The organism is Nonomuraea basaltis (assembly GCF_005893125.1).
GTDB lineage: Bacteria > Actinomycetota > Actinomycetes > Streptosporangiales > Streptosporangiaceae > Nonomuraea > Nonomuraea basaltis.
Genome location: NZ_VCJS01000139.1, coordinates 19540 through 33409 on the forward strand (window position 1 = coordinate 19540; position 13870 = coordinate 33409).

At 71.3% G+C, this 13870-nt stretch carries 13 protein-coding genes; 7 read left to right on the top strand and 6 right to left on the bottom strand.

Features of this window, described 5'->3' with window-relative positions:
- Positions 1-207: 207 nt before the first annotated feature.
- From EJK15_RS76655 to EJK15_RS44530, 5 genes are all read left to right on the top strand, one after another.
- Entirely contained in the window at positions 208-333 is a 126-nt protein-coding gene (locus tag EJK15_RS76655) for a hypothetical protein (protein ID WP_276615493.1), read from the top strand.
- A 224-nt stretch (positions 334-557) separates the two neighbouring features.
- Positions 558-3458: an ATP-binding protein gene (locus tag EJK15_RS44515; RefSeq protein ID WP_206061483.1), complete on the top strand. Its 2901-nt coding sequence runs from the start codon at positions 558-560 to the stop codon at positions 3456-3458.
- A gap of 84 nt (positions 3459-3542) precedes the next feature.
- Complete coding sequence (locus tag EJK15_RS44520; RefSeq protein WP_138716513.1) at positions 3543-4325, top strand: SDR family NAD(P)-dependent oxidoreductase; 783 nt, start codon at positions 3543-3545, stop codon at positions 4323-4325.
- Positions 4326-4556: 231 nt separating this feature from the next.
- Positions 4557-5816 carry a carotenoid oxygenase family protein gene (locus tag EJK15_RS44525; RefSeq protein ID WP_138716514.1) on the top strand — a complete coding sequence of 420 codons (1260 nt, stop codon included), beginning with the start codon at positions 4557-4559 and terminating at the stop codon, positions 5814-5816.
- A 30-nt stretch (positions 5817-5846) separates the two neighbouring features.
- Positions 5847-6728 carry a GntR family transcriptional regulator gene (locus EJK15_RS44530; protein WP_138716515.1) on the top strand — a complete coding sequence of 294 codons (882 nt, stop codon included), beginning with the start codon at positions 5847-5849 and terminating at the stop codon, positions 6726-6728.
- Between the two features lie 90 nt (positions 6729-6818).
- Here EJK15_RS44530 and EJK15_RS71430 read toward each other — a convergent pair whose 3' ends face one another.
- On the bottom strand, positions 6819-6968 hold the full coding sequence (locus tag EJK15_RS71430) for a hypothetical protein (protein WP_171074899.1): 150 nt from the start codon (positions 6966-6968) through the stop codon (positions 6819-6821).
- A gap of 161 nt (positions 6969-7129) precedes the next feature.
- Positions 7130-7981 (bottom strand): DUF72 domain-containing protein, encoded by an 852-nt coding sequence (locus tag EJK15_RS44535; RefSeq protein ID WP_138716516.1) that lies wholly within the window; start codon positions 7979-7981, stop codon positions 7130-7132.
- Between the two features lie 162 nt (positions 7982-8143).
- On the opposite strand from EJK15_RS44535, the gene EJK15_RS44540 reads away from it, so the two are divergent.
- Entirely contained in the window at positions 8144-9271 is a 1128-nt protein-coding gene (locus EJK15_RS44540) for an L-talarate/galactarate dehydratase (RefSeq protein ID WP_206061484.1), read from the top strand.
- 3 nt (positions 9272-9274) lie between these two features.
- Positions 9275-10123 carry a FadR/GntR family transcriptional regulator gene (locus EJK15_RS44545; RefSeq protein ID WP_240777603.1) on the top strand — a complete coding sequence of 283 codons (849 nt, stop codon included), beginning with the start codon at positions 9275-9277 and terminating at the stop codon, positions 10121-10123.
- Between the two features lie 3 nt (positions 10124-10126).
- On the opposite strand, the gene EJK15_RS44550 is transcribed toward EJK15_RS44545, so the two are convergent.
- The 4 genes from EJK15_RS44550 to EJK15_RS44565 all read right to left on the bottom strand — a co-directional run.
- Positions 10127-11401: an enolase C-terminal domain-like protein gene (locus tag EJK15_RS44550; RefSeq protein WP_138716517.1), complete on the bottom strand. Its 1275-nt coding sequence runs from the start codon at positions 11399-11401 to the stop codon at positions 10127-10129.
- The gene (locus EJK15_RS44555) at positions 11398-11793 is read right to left on the bottom strand and encodes a universal stress protein (protein WP_138716518.1); all 396 of its coding nucleotides are present in this window, start codon (positions 11791-11793) and stop codon (positions 11398-11400) included. The genes EJK15_RS44550 and EJK15_RS44555 overlap by 4 nt, the downstream gene beginning before the upstream one ends.
- Complete coding sequence (locus tag EJK15_RS44560) at positions 11790-13319, bottom strand: tripartite tricarboxylate transporter permease (protein ID WP_138716519.1); 1530 nt, start codon at positions 13317-13319, stop codon at positions 11790-11792. Before EJK15_RS44560 ends, EJK15_RS44555 begins: the two co-directional genes overlap by 4 nt.
- Before the next feature lie 9 nt (positions 13320-13328).
- Positions 13329-13870 (bottom strand): tripartite tricarboxylate transporter TctB family protein (locus EJK15_RS44565; RefSeq protein WP_206061485.1); only part of this gene is annotated, 542 nt, incomplete at its 5' end.

Genomic DNA, 13870 nt, shown 5'->3' on the forward strand with positions numbered 1-13870 from the left:
GCCGCGCCACGAACATCCAGAACGGCCCCATCGCCACCGTCGAACTTCTCCGCCGGGTGCCCGCCGGCATCCACGGCCACTGGATCGAGGAGCCCAAGTGATGGTTCCCGGCGCGGTCTTCCACTGGACCACCTTCGGAACGGACATCGCCTCCACCGTCCACGCCGTCGAAGCGCCGCATCCGCCGCCTGATCCGCGCAAAGGAACGTGTGTGACCTCGCTGCCCCGCCGGTCGTCCCCGGCTATGCCCTGCGCGGGATCGCCCAAGAGGAGATCGACGCGTTCATGCGCACCCTCAGCCGCGTGATCGCCAACCTCGAGAACGATCAGTAGCGTCCTCCCCGTCCAGGCCGCGACGCAGCGTCGTGACTGAGCCCCGGAGGCTACGGCCGGTCCCGAATGTCAGGGAGCATAGGGTTGCTGCCAAGGAGACCGATTGATGGGGGAGTGGTGATCGCACAGCGCAGGCCGAGGGCCCGGACGTCGGAGCGCCGCGTCTCCGGGGGCCCGCACCCGCACGCGCTCACCCTCACCGGCTCCTGACCATCCTGCCTGCCGTGCGATTCGGTGTCTTGGGGGCCTTGGGGGTGTGGTCCGCCGATGGCGAGACGGTCGCCGCCGGCGGACCGCAGCTGCGTGCGCTGCTGGCGATGTTGCTGCTGAACGTGGGCCAGACGGTGGGCGTGCGGCGGCTCGTCGAGGGCCTGTACGGCCCGCAGGCGCCGAGCGGTGCGGCGCATGCCCTGCAGTCCCAGGTGTCCCGGCTGCGTCGTCGGCTCGGGCCCGCGGGCGAAACAGGGGATCTGCTCCAGTTCGGTCCCGCCGGATACCGGCTGCTCGTCGATCCCAGCGACGTCGACGTGCACCGATTCGAGCGGCTCGCCGGCGAAGGGCGGCACGTGCTCGCCGCCGGAGATCACGGTGGCGCCGCCCGGCTCCTGGGCGAGGCCCTCGGACTGTGGCGGGGGCCGGCGCTGGCCGACGTCATCGACGCGCCCTTCGCCGGGGAGCAGGCCGCCAGGCTGGAGGAGTTGCGGGTCGCCGTACTCGAAGACCTGGTCGAGGCGCGGTTGGCGCACGGTGAGCACCGCGATCTGGCGGCGGAGCTGCCGGAGGTCGTGGCGGCGCATCCGCTGCGGGAACGTCTGCGCGGACAGCTCATGCGGGCCCTGTACGGGAGCGGCCGGAAGGCCGAGGCGCTCCAGGTGTTCGAAGACGCGCGGCGGACGCTGGCGGAGGAGCTCGGTGTCGATCCCTCCCCTGAGCTCGGCGGTGTGCACATGGCGGTGCTGCGCGCCGGGCCCTCGCCCGCCGCGGCGGCGGGAGGCGGCGTTCCGGCCCAGTTCACCAGTTTCGTGGGGCGCGACGGCGACCTCGAACGCGTCCGCGCGCTGCTCGGCGAGCGACGCCTGGTCACGCTCACGGGGCCGGGCGGGGTCGGCAAGACCCGGCTGGCGGTCGAGGCCGCCGGGCGGGAGCAGGATGAGGTGGGCTTCGTCGATCTGGCCCCGTTCGCCGACAGCGCGGCCGCCCCGCAGGTCCTGATCAACGCGCTGGGCCTGCGCGAGGCCGGGCTGGTGCCCGCGCTGTCCGGTCCGCTCGACCCCGTGGAACGGCTGATCGCCGGGCTGGCCGATCGGCGGGTGCTGCTCGTCCTGGACAACTGCGAGCACGTCGTCGCCGAGGTCGCCGCGCTCGCCCGCCGGCTGCTGGCGGCCTGCCGGGACCTGCGGATCCTGATCACCAGCAGGGAGAGGCTGGGCATCACCGGAGAGACGCTGCACCCGGTCCCGCCGCTGCCCCTGGACGGCGGCGGCCCCGAGGCGCTCGGCCATCCGGCGGTGCGACTGTTCGCCGACCGGGCCGCCGCCGTGCGGCCCGGTTTCCTGATCGACGACGCCAACGTCGACGCGGTGCTGCGGGTCTGCCGGGCGCTCGACGGGCTGCCGCTGGCGATCGAGCTCGCGGCCGCGCGGATGCGGTCGCTGACGCTCGAGGAGGTCGAGGCCCGGCTGGACGACCGGTTCCAGCTCCTGTCGCGTGGCGATCGTTCGGCGGCGCCCCGGCACCGGACGCTCCGCTCGGTCGTCGGGTGGAGCTGGGACCTGCTGAGCCGCCCCGAACAGGCGCTGGCCGCGCGGCTGACGGTCTTCAGCGGCGGCGCGCCGCTCCATGCGGCTGTCCGGGTCTGCGGGCCGTCCGAGGGCGAGGTCGTCGAACTGCTCGCCGACCTCGTCGACAAGTCCCTGGTGGAGGCCGGTGGGGGCCGGTACCGCATGCTGGAGACCCTCCATGAGTTCTGCGCCGAGCGGTTGGCCGGCGACGGCGAGCGGGAACAGGTGAGAGCGGCCCACGCGGCGTACTTCCTCGAATTGGCCCGGGCCGCCGAGCCGCACCTGCGCGGCCCTGACCAGCTGGAGTGGCTGGCACGGCTCGACGCCGAACGCGGCAACTTCCGCGCGGCGCTCCACTGGGCGGCGGGGGCCGACCCCACGCTCGGGCTCCGACTGCTCGCCGCCCTGTCGTGGCAGGGGCAGTTGCGGGGACTGCCCGGTGAGCGAGCCGCGGTGGCCGCCGGCCTGCTCATGACGATCGGCGACGAGCCGCCCGCCGGTCTCGAAGAGGAGTACACGCTGTGCCTGGCGCACGCCGCGGCCGCCGACAACGTGCATGATCGGCGACTGCGCGATCATCTGGAGCGCCTTGCCGATCGGCGTCTCCGATACCCGTTCCTGCGCGTCCTGCGGTTCATGGTGAACGGCCCCTGCCGCGCGGACGGGGAGGTCCCCGCCGATCCGTGGTCTCAAGCGTTCACCCGCCTGGAATCAGGGGTCAAGAGCCTCCTCGGCGGCGAGCGGGACACCGCCGAGCGGGCGTTCCGCGCCGCGCTGGAGGGGTTCCGCGGGACCGGGGACCGCTGGGGAGTCCTCACCGCCCTGGAGCAGATGGCCGGGCTCGCGGACGAGACGGGGTTCGCCGCGCTGATGGCGGAGGCCATTGACCTGGCGGGACGGCTGGGCGCGGTGGAGGACCTGACCAGGCTGCTCGTCAGGAACGCCGACGGGCTGGCCGACGCCGGTCGGCTGCTCGCCGCGCGCGCGGAGTACGAGCGGGCCATCGAATTCGCCCGCCGCACCGGAACGCCCGAGACCCAGGCCGGCGCCCAGCGCGGGCTCGCGGACGTCGCGCGCCTGCGCGGCGATCTGCCGGCCGCCCGCGAACTGTACGACCGGGCGCTGCGAGGCTGCGGCCGGGCATCGATAGGCGCCGCGTTGACGCGCTGGCGGATCCTCACCGGCCTCGGCCAGGTCGCGGAGGCCGAGCAGGACGCCGGCCAGGCCCGCGTCCGCTACCGGCAGGCCCTCGCCACCGCGCGCGCGTACGGAGATCGTCCGGCCGCCGCCGCGTCGGCTGAGGCTCTCGCCGCGGTGGCCGCGTTCAACGCCCGTGGACGGTGAAGGGCTGGTGTGTGGGTGGTGAGTGCGTGGTGAGCGGTCCCTGCCAGCCTCGTGGTCAACGCCTAACACTGACAGGAGACCGATATGACGGACCTGAAGGGCAAGACCGCGCTGGTGACCGGTGCCTCACGGGGAATGGGCCGAGCCATCGCCCAGCGGCTGGCCGCGGACGGCGCGCTGGTGGCGGTGCACTACAGCCGCAACGCCGGCGCGGCCAAGGAGACGGTGGCCACGATCGAACAGGCCGGTGGCGAAGCCTTCCCGGTCCAGGCGGAATTCGGCACGGACGGCGACGTGCGGACGTTGCTCACCGGCCTCACCGCGGGCCTGCGCGGGCGGCCGCTGGACATCCTGGTCAACAACGCGGCCTGCGGAAACCAGGACACGGTGTGGGCAGGGTCGGTCGATCGGCTGACCCCTGGCCAGTTCGACGAGGTCTTCGCGATCAACGTGAAGGCGCCGCTCTTCCTCATCCAGGCAACACTGTCGCTGATGCCTGACGGCGGGCGCATCGTCAACATCTCCTCGCTCGCCACGCGGGTCGCCCTGCCCGGCCAGATCGCCTACGCGATGACCAAGGGCGCCCTGGAGGTCATGAGCCGGACGCTGGCGAACGCGCTCGGCGAACGCGGCATCACGGTGAACACGGTGAGCCCCGGCGCCACCGACACCGAGGTGACCGACACCCTGCACAACCCCGAGACCCGGACCATCTTGACGGACCTGACCGCGCTCGGCAGGATCGGCCGGCCGGCCGACATCGCCGACGCCGTCGCATTCCTCGCCTCGGACGACGCCCGCTGGATCACCGGCAACGTGCTCGACGCCACCGGCGGCGCGTACCTCGGCCCCATGTGGGCACGTTAGTCTCCCACTGCACCCAGGCAGTCGCACCGCGCCTGTGGTGCTCGTGTCGCGGGCACCACAGCGCGTCGGCGGCGCAGCCGATGGTCGTCACCAGGCCGCCACAGGCGACCGGCTCGGCCGCTCGGTGAAGATGCTCAGGACGTCGGTCCGCAACCGACCTGCACTAGTGCACACCAGGGGAATTTCGCCACACTGTGGGGACTTAGACCGCCTGATGCGTACGGTGTCAACATGAAGTACCTGGAAGGGCCTTTCGCGCCCGTCACTGAAGAGATCACCGCCTACGATCTGCCCGTCACCGGCCGGGTCCCGGCCGAGCTCAACGGTCGTTACCTGCGCAACGGGCCCAACCCGCTGGGCGTGGAGGATCCCATCGTGCACATCTGGGGCACGGGCCAGGGCATGGTGCACGGGGTACGGCTGCGTGACGGCCGCGCCGAGTGGTATCGCAACCGCTTCGTGCGCACACCGGGCTTCGCGCCCATGGTGCACGTGATCGAGCATGCCCGGCGTACCTTCGCCCTGCTCGAGGGCGGCGCGCCGCCCGCGGAGCTGGACGCGGAGCTGAACACCGTGGGCGTGTGTGAGCTGGGCGGGACGCCGGAGGGTTTCACGGCCGGGGCGCACTCCAAGCACGACCCGCTCACCGGCGCGCTGCACTCCCTGTCGTACATGCTGGGCCTCGACTTCGTCCACTACATCGTGACCGACGCCGGCGGAACCGTCGTCCAGGCCACCGTTGTCCCCATGACGCGGACGCCGTTCATGCACGACTTCGCGCTCACCGAGAACCACGTCGTGTTGTGGGACACGCCGCTGGGCTTCGACGGGTTCGAGTGCCGGTGGCTGCCGGGGCACCCGACCCGGGTCGGGGTCATGCCGCGAACGGGAGGAGACGTGCGCTGGCTGGACATCGACCCCGTCCACGTCAGCCACACGCTCAACGCCTACGACGACGGCGACTCGGTCGTGGTCGACCTGATCACAGCCGAGGGGCCGTTCGACCCCGCCGACCCCGGAGCGATCCGGCCCGCACTGGACCGCTGGACGATCTCGCCGGACAAGATCGACCAGCGGCGGATCGACGACCGGCCGCAGGACTTCCCGCGCGTCAACGAGGCCCGCACCACCCGCCCGCACCGGTACGGCTACTCGGCCGCGACCGCCCTGTACGGGATCCCGTTCGTGCCGGAGGGCATGCCGCCGGACGACGCCTTCACCAACGCCCTGGTCAAGCACGACCTGGAACGGGGGACGGCCGAGGTGCACGGGTTCGGCAGAGATGAGGCGGTCGGGGAGGCGGTGTTCGCCGCCGTGGGGGAGGGGGAGGACGACGGATACCTGCTCACGTATGTGCACAACCCGGAGCGGGACGCCGGCGACCTGGTGATCCTTTCGGCGCAGGACTTCACCGGCGAGCCCGTCGCCCGCGTCCACCTCCCGGTCAGGGTGCCGCTCGGGCTGCACGGCAACTGGCTGCCCGACCACTGACGGTCGTGGAGGCGTGGCAGAGTTGACCTCGTGAACGATCCGCGCCCGCCGTACCTCCGGATCGTCGCCGACATCCAGCGGCGCATCGCCGACGGACGGTTGCGGCCAGGCGACCCCATCCCCACCACCAGGGCGATCATGCGAGAGTGGGGCGTCGCGATGGCGACGGCCACCAAGGCGCTGACCGCTCTCAAGCAGGCAGGCGCCATCGAGTCCGCGCCGCGGGTCGGCGCCGTGGTGGCCGCCCGGGGCCTGCCCTCACGTTCGGCCGGAGGGCTTGAACGCGACCGCATCGTGCGCGTGGCCATGGAGATCGCCGACACCGACGGCCTGGCCGCCGTGTCCATGCGGGCGGTGGCGGCCAAGCTCGGCGTCGCCACCATGACCCTCTACCGGCACCTGGACGCCAAGGCCGAGCTCACCCAACTGATGGCCGACGCGGCGTTCGCCGAGATCGAATACCCGGAGCCGCCGCCGGGATGGCGCTCCCACCTGCGGGTGGCCGCTCGGCTGCAGTGGGCGGCCTACCATCGCCATCCCTGGTTGCCACGGGTGGTGTCCATCACCCGGCCGGTCATGCTGCCGGGGCTGGTCGCGTACGGGCTGTGGACCCTGCGCGCGCTGGACGGCCTCGCCCTCGACCCCGACACCCGGCTGCACGTCTACGCCACGGTGGTCAACTACGTGCGCGGGACGGCGGTGAACATCGAGAGCGAGGCCGGCGCCGCACTGGACACCGGGCTGACCAGCAAGCAGTGGATCACGGCCCGCCTCCCCGTCGACGGGCCGCTCATCGCGCAGGTCACGGAGCCGGGCGCGGACCTCGACCTGGAGTCGCTGTTCGCGTTCGGCCTCGAACGCCTGCTGGATGGCCTGGCCACCGTGGTCACCCCTCGGGAGACCCGCCGCTGACCAGTGCCAACGGTCATCCCGTGTGCCTGGGCTCCGAGCGCGCGAAGAGCTGCCGGCAACCGCTGCCAGCTTGGGGGTACGCCGCCCGGATCAGTGACGCCGAGACCGCAACCGGTCCAGGAAACGCCGGAGCTTCTGCTGCGTGCCGGGGTCCTGGGCCATGCGCTTGGCCTTGTCGATGTTCTGTCTGCCTTTGGGGCTGCGCAGGTACGCGCGCACCCGATCCATGAGTGTGGCCATGCGCCTCCCTCTACCCTGGCCTGCCTGGATGAAAGCACCCTGGCCAGAGGCATCTTGGGATACACGGCGCGAAGCCGGCATCGTCGTCGGGGACCCTCCACGCTGCCTCGTCCTCATCGTGATCCTGTTCGCGATAGTCGCCGGGGCAGGTTCGGATGTGGTCAGAAGAGAGTCAGCGGCTCGTTCGGCATCGGGTCGGGCAGTGGCTCCAGCTCCGGCAGCCGGGCGCGTACGTCGTCGTGGAAACGGCGGGCCAGCGTCAGCGCGTCGGCGTTGTCGGGGGTGTGGATGAACACGGTCGGAGAGCGACCTTCGCGTAGCCAGCCGGTGACAGTGCCGACCCACGGCTGCCAGCCGTCCACCGTGCGTTCCGTGGCGTCGCGGCCGAGGTAGCGGACGATGGGGCGGTCGGTGAGTGCCTGTGATCGTCGCGGCACGCGGGGCTTCTTGGTCCAGGCGTCGCGTTCGGCGTCGCTGGTCGGCGGACTGGCGAAGAGGGTGGTGGTGTCGAACGGGACCCATTCGGCGCCGCCGGTCGCGAGCACGCGCTCCAGGAGCCGTTCCGAGCGCTCGTCCTCGAAGAACGCGCGATGGCGGACCTCGACGGCGTACCGGTGGGTGCGGGGGAGGCGGCGGAGGAAGGACGCCAGCGCGCCGAGGTCGGTCGGCCCGAAGGATCCGGGGAGTTGGACCCACAAGGCATGCGTACGCGGGCCGAGAGGCTCCATCGCCTCCAGGAACGCGCCCACTTCCTCGTCGGCGTCGGTGAGGCGGCGCTCATGGGTGATCGGCTTGGGGAGTTTGATCACGAAGCGGAAGCCGGGGTCCGTCTGCCGTGCCCACGACTCCACCGTGCTCCTCGTCGGGGTCGCGTAGAACGTCGTGTTGCCCTCCACCGCGTTGCACCAGGTCGCGTAGGCCTGCAGGCGCTCCCCGGGCGGGAGCGGGGCGGGCAGGAGGCGTCCCTGCCATGACGCGTGCGTCCACATCGCACATCCCACATGAAGCCGCATGGGCTCGACGGTATCGGAGGTGCGCTGAGATCCTTGTCGGGACCGCTGGGAGGCCGGCGTTGGGAAAGCCCATGCGAGAGCCGGTCCCGCCTGAAGTTGTCATATGACTTATGAGTTCGTATGATGACTTTCTCGTCTACTGCCGCCGACCCTTGGACCGTCATGCCTCGCGACCAGATCCGTCACGTCTCGCTCTCCTCCGTCACGCTTCCGCTCGACGTGCCCGTCAGCGATGCCAAGGTCCTCACCGGGCGGCAGAAGCCGATGACCGAGATCGCCTTCCTGTTCGCTGAGATCGCGACCGAGGAGGGCCACCGCGGCACCGGCTTCAGCTACTCCAAGCGGGCGGGCGGCCCTGCGCAGTACGCCCACGCCAAGGAGGTCGCGGAGAACCTCCTCGGCCAGGATCCCTCCGACATCGGCAAGGTCTACGACTCGCTGCTCTGGGCGGGGGCCTCCGTCGGTCGCTCCGGCGTTGCGACTCAGGCGCTGGCGGCGATCGATGTCGCGTTGTGGGATCTCAAGGCGCGACGTGCGGGGTTGCCGTTGGCGAAGTTGCTGGGGGCGTATCGGGATTCGGTCAGGACGTACAACACCTCGGGGGGCTTCTTGCATGCTCCGATCGAGGAGGTGAAGGCGCGGGCGGTCCAGTCCCTTCGGGAAGGGATCGGGGGGATCAAGATCAAGGTGGGTCAGCCTGACATGAAGGAGGATCTCCGGCGGTTGGCGGCGGTTCGGGAGCATCTGGGGGATGAGGTGCCGCTGATGGTGGATGCCAATCAGCAGTGGGATCGTGCGGCGGCGTTGCGGTTCGGGCGGGCGGTGGAGGAGTTCGGGCTGGTGTGGATCGAGGAGCCGCTGGACGCCTATGACGCCGAGGGGCATGCGCAGCTGGCCGCCGCCCTCGACACCCCGATCGCCACCGGCGAGATGCTCACCAGCGTCGCCGAGCACGTGCGCCTCATCGAGGCCCGCGCCGCCGACATCATCCAGCCGGACGCCCCGCGCGTCGGTGGCATCACCCCGTTCCTGCGCCTGGCCACCCTCGCCGACCACGCCGGCCTCCAGCTCGCGCCGCACTTCGCCATGGAGATCCACCTCCACCTGGCCGCGGCCTATCCGCGCGAGCCCTGGGTCGAGCACTTCGAATGGCTCAACCCGCTGTTCAACGAGCGTCTGGAGACGCGCGACGGCCGCATGCTGGTCCCCGACCGGCCGGGCCTCGGCTTCACGCTCAGTGAGCAGTGCCGTGAGTGGGTCGTCGACAGCGTCGCGTTCGGCAAGCAGTGACCCGTGGGCGACCGCATCGCGTCAGTACGGCTGGGCCGTTACGCCGTGCCGCTCCCGGTCGCGGTGAGCGACGCGAAGGTCACCGCCGGCGGCTCGACGGCGTCGAGTTCCATGCGGAACGGTAGATTGTCACCCGTGCCGTCAGACCAGAAGCTCGATCGCGACACCGGGCGCGGGCTCGCGCACGAGCTCGTCGAGCGGCTGAAGGCGCGCATCCTCGCCGGCGAGATCGGGCCCGGCGAGAAGCTCCCGACGGAGTCGTCGCTCGTCGAGGAGTTCGGCGTGAGCCGCACGGTGGTCCGCGAGGCCATCTCGCGGCTCCAGGCGGCCGGGCTCGTCGAGACCTTCCAGGGCCGCGGCTCGTTCGTGCTGGCCGTGCCCGCCCCCGCGCCCTTCACCGTGGAGGCGTCGGAGATCCGCACGCACCGCGACGTCCTCGACGTGATCGACTTCCGGATCGGCGTCGAGTCGGAGGCGGCGGGTCTGGCCGCGGAGCGCCGTACCGACCTGCAGCTCAAGGCCGTCGAGCGGGCCCTGATCGATCTCGGCCGGGCCGGCGAGCAGCCCGGCAGCGCCGTCGAGGCCGACTTCCAGTTCCACCTCAAGATCGCGCTCGCCTCGGGCAACCGCTTCTACTCCGACCTGCTCGCGTCGCTCGGCCCGATGATGATCATGCTGCCGCGCACGCGGCTGGAGCACGTGTACACGGTCTCGAACGCCACCCACTACACCCGGGTGACCCTGGAGCACGAGAGCATCTACCGCGCCATCGCCGACCAGGACGCGGCGGCGGCGCGCGCCGCGATGCGGCTGCACCTGTCCAACTCGCGCGCCCGGCTGCAGGCTCCCTAGCCGCTACCAGCGCGCCGTGTTGGGGGTGAAGTCCGGCACGACGGTACGCATGTACGCGGTGTCCTCGCGGCCCCGCTGCCCGCACGTCACGTACTGCTCGTGCAGGGCGCCGAGGGCGTCCTCGTCCAGCTCGACCCCGAGTCCCGGGCCGGCCGGGACGGCCACGCTCCCCTCACGGAACTCCAGCACCCCGGGCTTGACGACCTCCTCGGTCTTCCACGGGTAGTGCGTGTCGCAGGCGTAGGTGAGGTTCGGGGTGGCGGCCGCCAGGTGGGTCATCGCCGCGAGGCTCACGCCGAGGTGGGAGTTCGAGTGCATCGACAGGCCCATCCCGAACGTCTCGCAGATGCCGCCGAGCAGCGCCGAGCGCCGCAGCCCGCCCCACAGGTGGTGATCGGAGAGGACGACCTGCACGGCGTCGGCGGCGACGGCCGGTTTGAGGTGGTCGAAGGAGATGACGCACATGTTCGTCGCGAGCGGCAGGTCCGTGTGCCGGGCGACCTCGGCCATGCCGGCGATCCCGGGGGTGGGATCCTCCAGGTATTCGAGGACGCCGGCCAGCCGGCGGGCCACCTCGATCGAGGTGCCGACGGTCCAGGCGCCGTTGGGGTCGATGCGCAGCGCGTGGCCGGGGAAGGCCGCGGCCAGCGCCTCGACGGTCTCGATCTCGTGGCGGGGCTCGTGGACGCCGCCCTTGAGTTTGACCGCGGTGAAGCCGTACTCGGCGACCATCCGCCCCGCCTGGGCGACCAGCTGCTCCGGCGTGCGGCCCTCACCCCAGCCGTCGTCGTCCTGCCCGGGGTGGCCGGCCCACTTGTAGAAGAGGTACGCCGAGAACGGCACGCGGTCGCGTACGGCCCCGCCGAGCAGGTCGCTGACCGGCCGGCCGAGCGCCTTACCCTGCAGGTCCAGCAGCGCCACCTCGAACGGCGCGGCCACGGTGTCGACGGCGCTGGAGAGGTCGAGCATGCCGCCGAAGCTCGCGCCCGCCCCGCCGGTGGCCGCGCCGAGCGTCTCCACGACGACGCGCCGCAGCCCGTTGACGTCGAACACGTCCAGCCCGGGCAGCGCGGCGGCCACGGCTCCGAGGCGGTCGAGGTGGGCCTGGTCGGCGTACGTCTCGCCGAGCCCCACGAGCCCGGAGTCGGTGTGCGCCTGCACGATCGCGCGCAGCACGAACGGCTGGTGCACGCCCACGACGTTGAGCAGCGGCGGGTCGCGGAAGGCGACCGGGGTGACGGTGACCCGGCTGACCCGGCCGGCGGCGTACGGGGTCACAGCGCCGCCTTGACCGTGAGGACCGGCACGCTGGCCTCCATGAGGATGCGCTGCGCTTCGCTGCCGAGGATGAACTTGCCCACCAGCGAGCGGTGCCGCAGCCCGATGACGATGAGGCTGCCGCCGGTCTCCGCGATGAGCTCCTCGAACGTCTCGTACAGGTCGTCGTCATGGAGCGGCTGGCGCAGCTCCGCCTGCACGCCGGCGGCCCGCGCCCGGTCGAGCAGCGCGGCCCCGGCCGTCTCGTCGATCTTGTGGCCGTCGACGGGCGCGCCCCGGCGCGGGGAGTTCACGATGATCACGCGCTCCCCGCGCAGCGCACCCTCGCGCAGGCCCGCGTCCACCGCGGCCTCGCCCTCGGGCGTGGGCAGGTAACCGACGAGGATGGTCATGGAGTCTTCTCCTCAACTGAATCGTCCACGCGATCAGGGGCGGTGGGCGTCTTGCGGCGCAGGGCTTTGCGGATCAGCGGCAGGGCGGCGACGAGCACGACCAGGGCGAGCACCGTTCCGGAGATCGGGCGGGTGAAGAAGCCGGTCGCGTCGCCGCCGAAGATCAGCAGCGACTGCCGCGCCGAGTTCTCGATCATCGAGCCGAGCACGAACGCCAGCACCAGCGGTCCCGGCTCGAAGCCGAGCTTCTTCATGAGGTAGCCCAGCAGGCCGAAGGCGATGACCAGGAAGATGTCGTAGACCTGGTTGTTCACCGTGTACGCGCCGAGCAGAGTGATCAGCACCGTGATGGGGGCCAGGATCGCGGGGCGGACGCGCAGGATCTTCACGAAGACGCCGACCATCGGGATGCTCATGATGAGCAGCAGGATGTTGCCGATGTACATCGAGTTGATGACGCCCCAGAAGATGTCGGGATGCTCGGTGACGAGCTGCGGTCCCGGCTGGATGCCCTGGATGAGCAGCGCGCCGAACATGAGGGCCATCGTGGCGTTCGCCGGGATGCCGAGCGTCAGCAGCGGGATGAACGACGACGTGGCGGCGGCGTTGTTGGCGCTCTCCGGCGCGGCCACGCCCTCGATGGCGCCCTTGCCGAACCGCTCTGGCTGTTTCGCGCGCCGCTTCTCCACCGCGTACGCCGCCAGGGAGGACAGCACGGCGCCGCCGCCGGGCAGGACGCCCAGGACGAACCCGATGAGCGAGCCACGCCCGATCGCGCCCTTCGCCTGGCCGAGGTCCTGGCGCGAGGGCCACACGTTGCCGACCTTGGCGGGCGCGTGGACCTTGTTGTGCCGCTCCTCGATGTTGTAGAGGATCTCGCTGAGGCCGAACAGGCCCATGGCGATCGGGATGAAGTCGATGCCCTCGGCGAGGTTCAGGCTGCCGAGGGTGAACCGCTCCGCGCCGGTGAAGGTGTCCCGGCCCACGGTCGCGAGGAGCAGTCCGACGCAGGCCGCGACGATCGCCTTGAGCTTGTGGCCGTTGCCCACCGAGGAGATCAGCAGGACGCCGAGGATGCCCAGCGCCGCGTACTCCGGCGGCCCGAAGTCGAGCGCGAAGCCGGCCACGATCGGGGCCAGGACCGTCAGGCCGATGATGGAGACGGTCCCGCCGATGAACGATCCGATGGCCGCGATGCCGAGGGCGGTGCCCGCCTTCCCCTGCCTGGCCAGCGCGAAGCCGTCGAAGACGGTCACCACGGAGGACGCCTCGCCCGGGAGGCGGAGCAGGACCGACGTGATCGTCCCGCCGTACTGGGCGCCGTAGAAGATGCCCGCCAGCATGATGATCGCCGAAACGGGCCCGATGCCGTACGTGATCGGCAGCAGGATGGCGATCGTCGCACCGGGCCCGAGCCCGGGCAGCACGCCGATGAGCATGCCGATGATGACGCCGATGAGGCAGTAGAGCAGGTTGGCCGGCTCCAAGACGACGCCGAAGCCGTTGAGGATCGGGGAGATGTCCATGTGACTTTCTCAGATGAGGCGGGGGAGCGGGACCTGCAGCAGCAAGACGAACAGCACGTAGAACGCGGCCACGGTGCCGATGCTGATCACGATGGAGGATCGCCACGATTCCTTGCCCAGCCAGCGCAGCCAGACGAACACGAGCAGCAGAGAGGGGATCTCGAAGCCGATCACGGGGAGCAGCGCGGCGAGCAGGACGAGCGTGACCAGGGCGACCACGGTGAGCAGGCTCGCCCGCGAGAACCGCTCGGCGTCCTCCAGGCCGCGGCCCGTGACGACGAGCGTCGCGGACAGCACGATGATGACGACGCTGATGGCGAACGGCCACAGGCCGGGACCGGGCTGGGTGAGGCGCCCGAGCCCGAGCGCGCTGGATCCGATCGCCCCGAGAACGCCGACGGCGAGCGCCACCAGGGCCGCCGCGATCTGCGAGATCGGGCCCGCGTGCGGCGGCCGCGACTCCTCCAGCTCGGCCTGGAGCCGCTCGACGTCGTCGAGCGAGTCCGGGGCCTGGGGGCCGGGGTCGGACATGGACATGCTCACTCCTAGGT

Coding starts and splice junctions, on each gene's coding strand:
- EJK15_RS44520 (WP_138716513.1), top strand. CDS start 3,543: ATGACGGACCTGAAGGGCAAGACCGCGCTGGTGACCGGTGCCTCACGG.
- EJK15_RS44525 (WP_138716514.1), top strand. CDS start 4,557: ATGAAGTACCTGGAAGGGCCTTTCGCGCCCGTCACTGAAGAGATCACC.
- EJK15_RS71430 (WP_171074899.1), bottom strand. CDS start 6,968: ATGGCCACACTCATGGATCGGGTGCGCGCGTACCTGCGCAGCCCCAAA.
- EJK15_RS44535 (WP_138716516.1), bottom strand. CDS start 7,981: ATGCGGCTTCATGTGGGATGTGCGATGTGGACGCACGCGTCATGGCAG.
- EJK15_RS44540 (WP_206061484.1), top strand. CDS start 8,144: ATGCCTCGCGACCAGATCCGTCACGTCTCGCTCTCCTCCGTCACGCTT.
- EJK15_RS44555 (WP_138716518.1), bottom strand. CDS start 11,793: ATGACCATCCTCGTCGGTTACCTGCCCACGCCCGAGGGCGAGGCCGCG.
- EJK15_RS44560 (WP_138716519.1), bottom strand. CDS start 13,319: ATGGACATCTCCCCGATCCTCAACGGCTTCGGCGTCGTCTTGGAGCCG.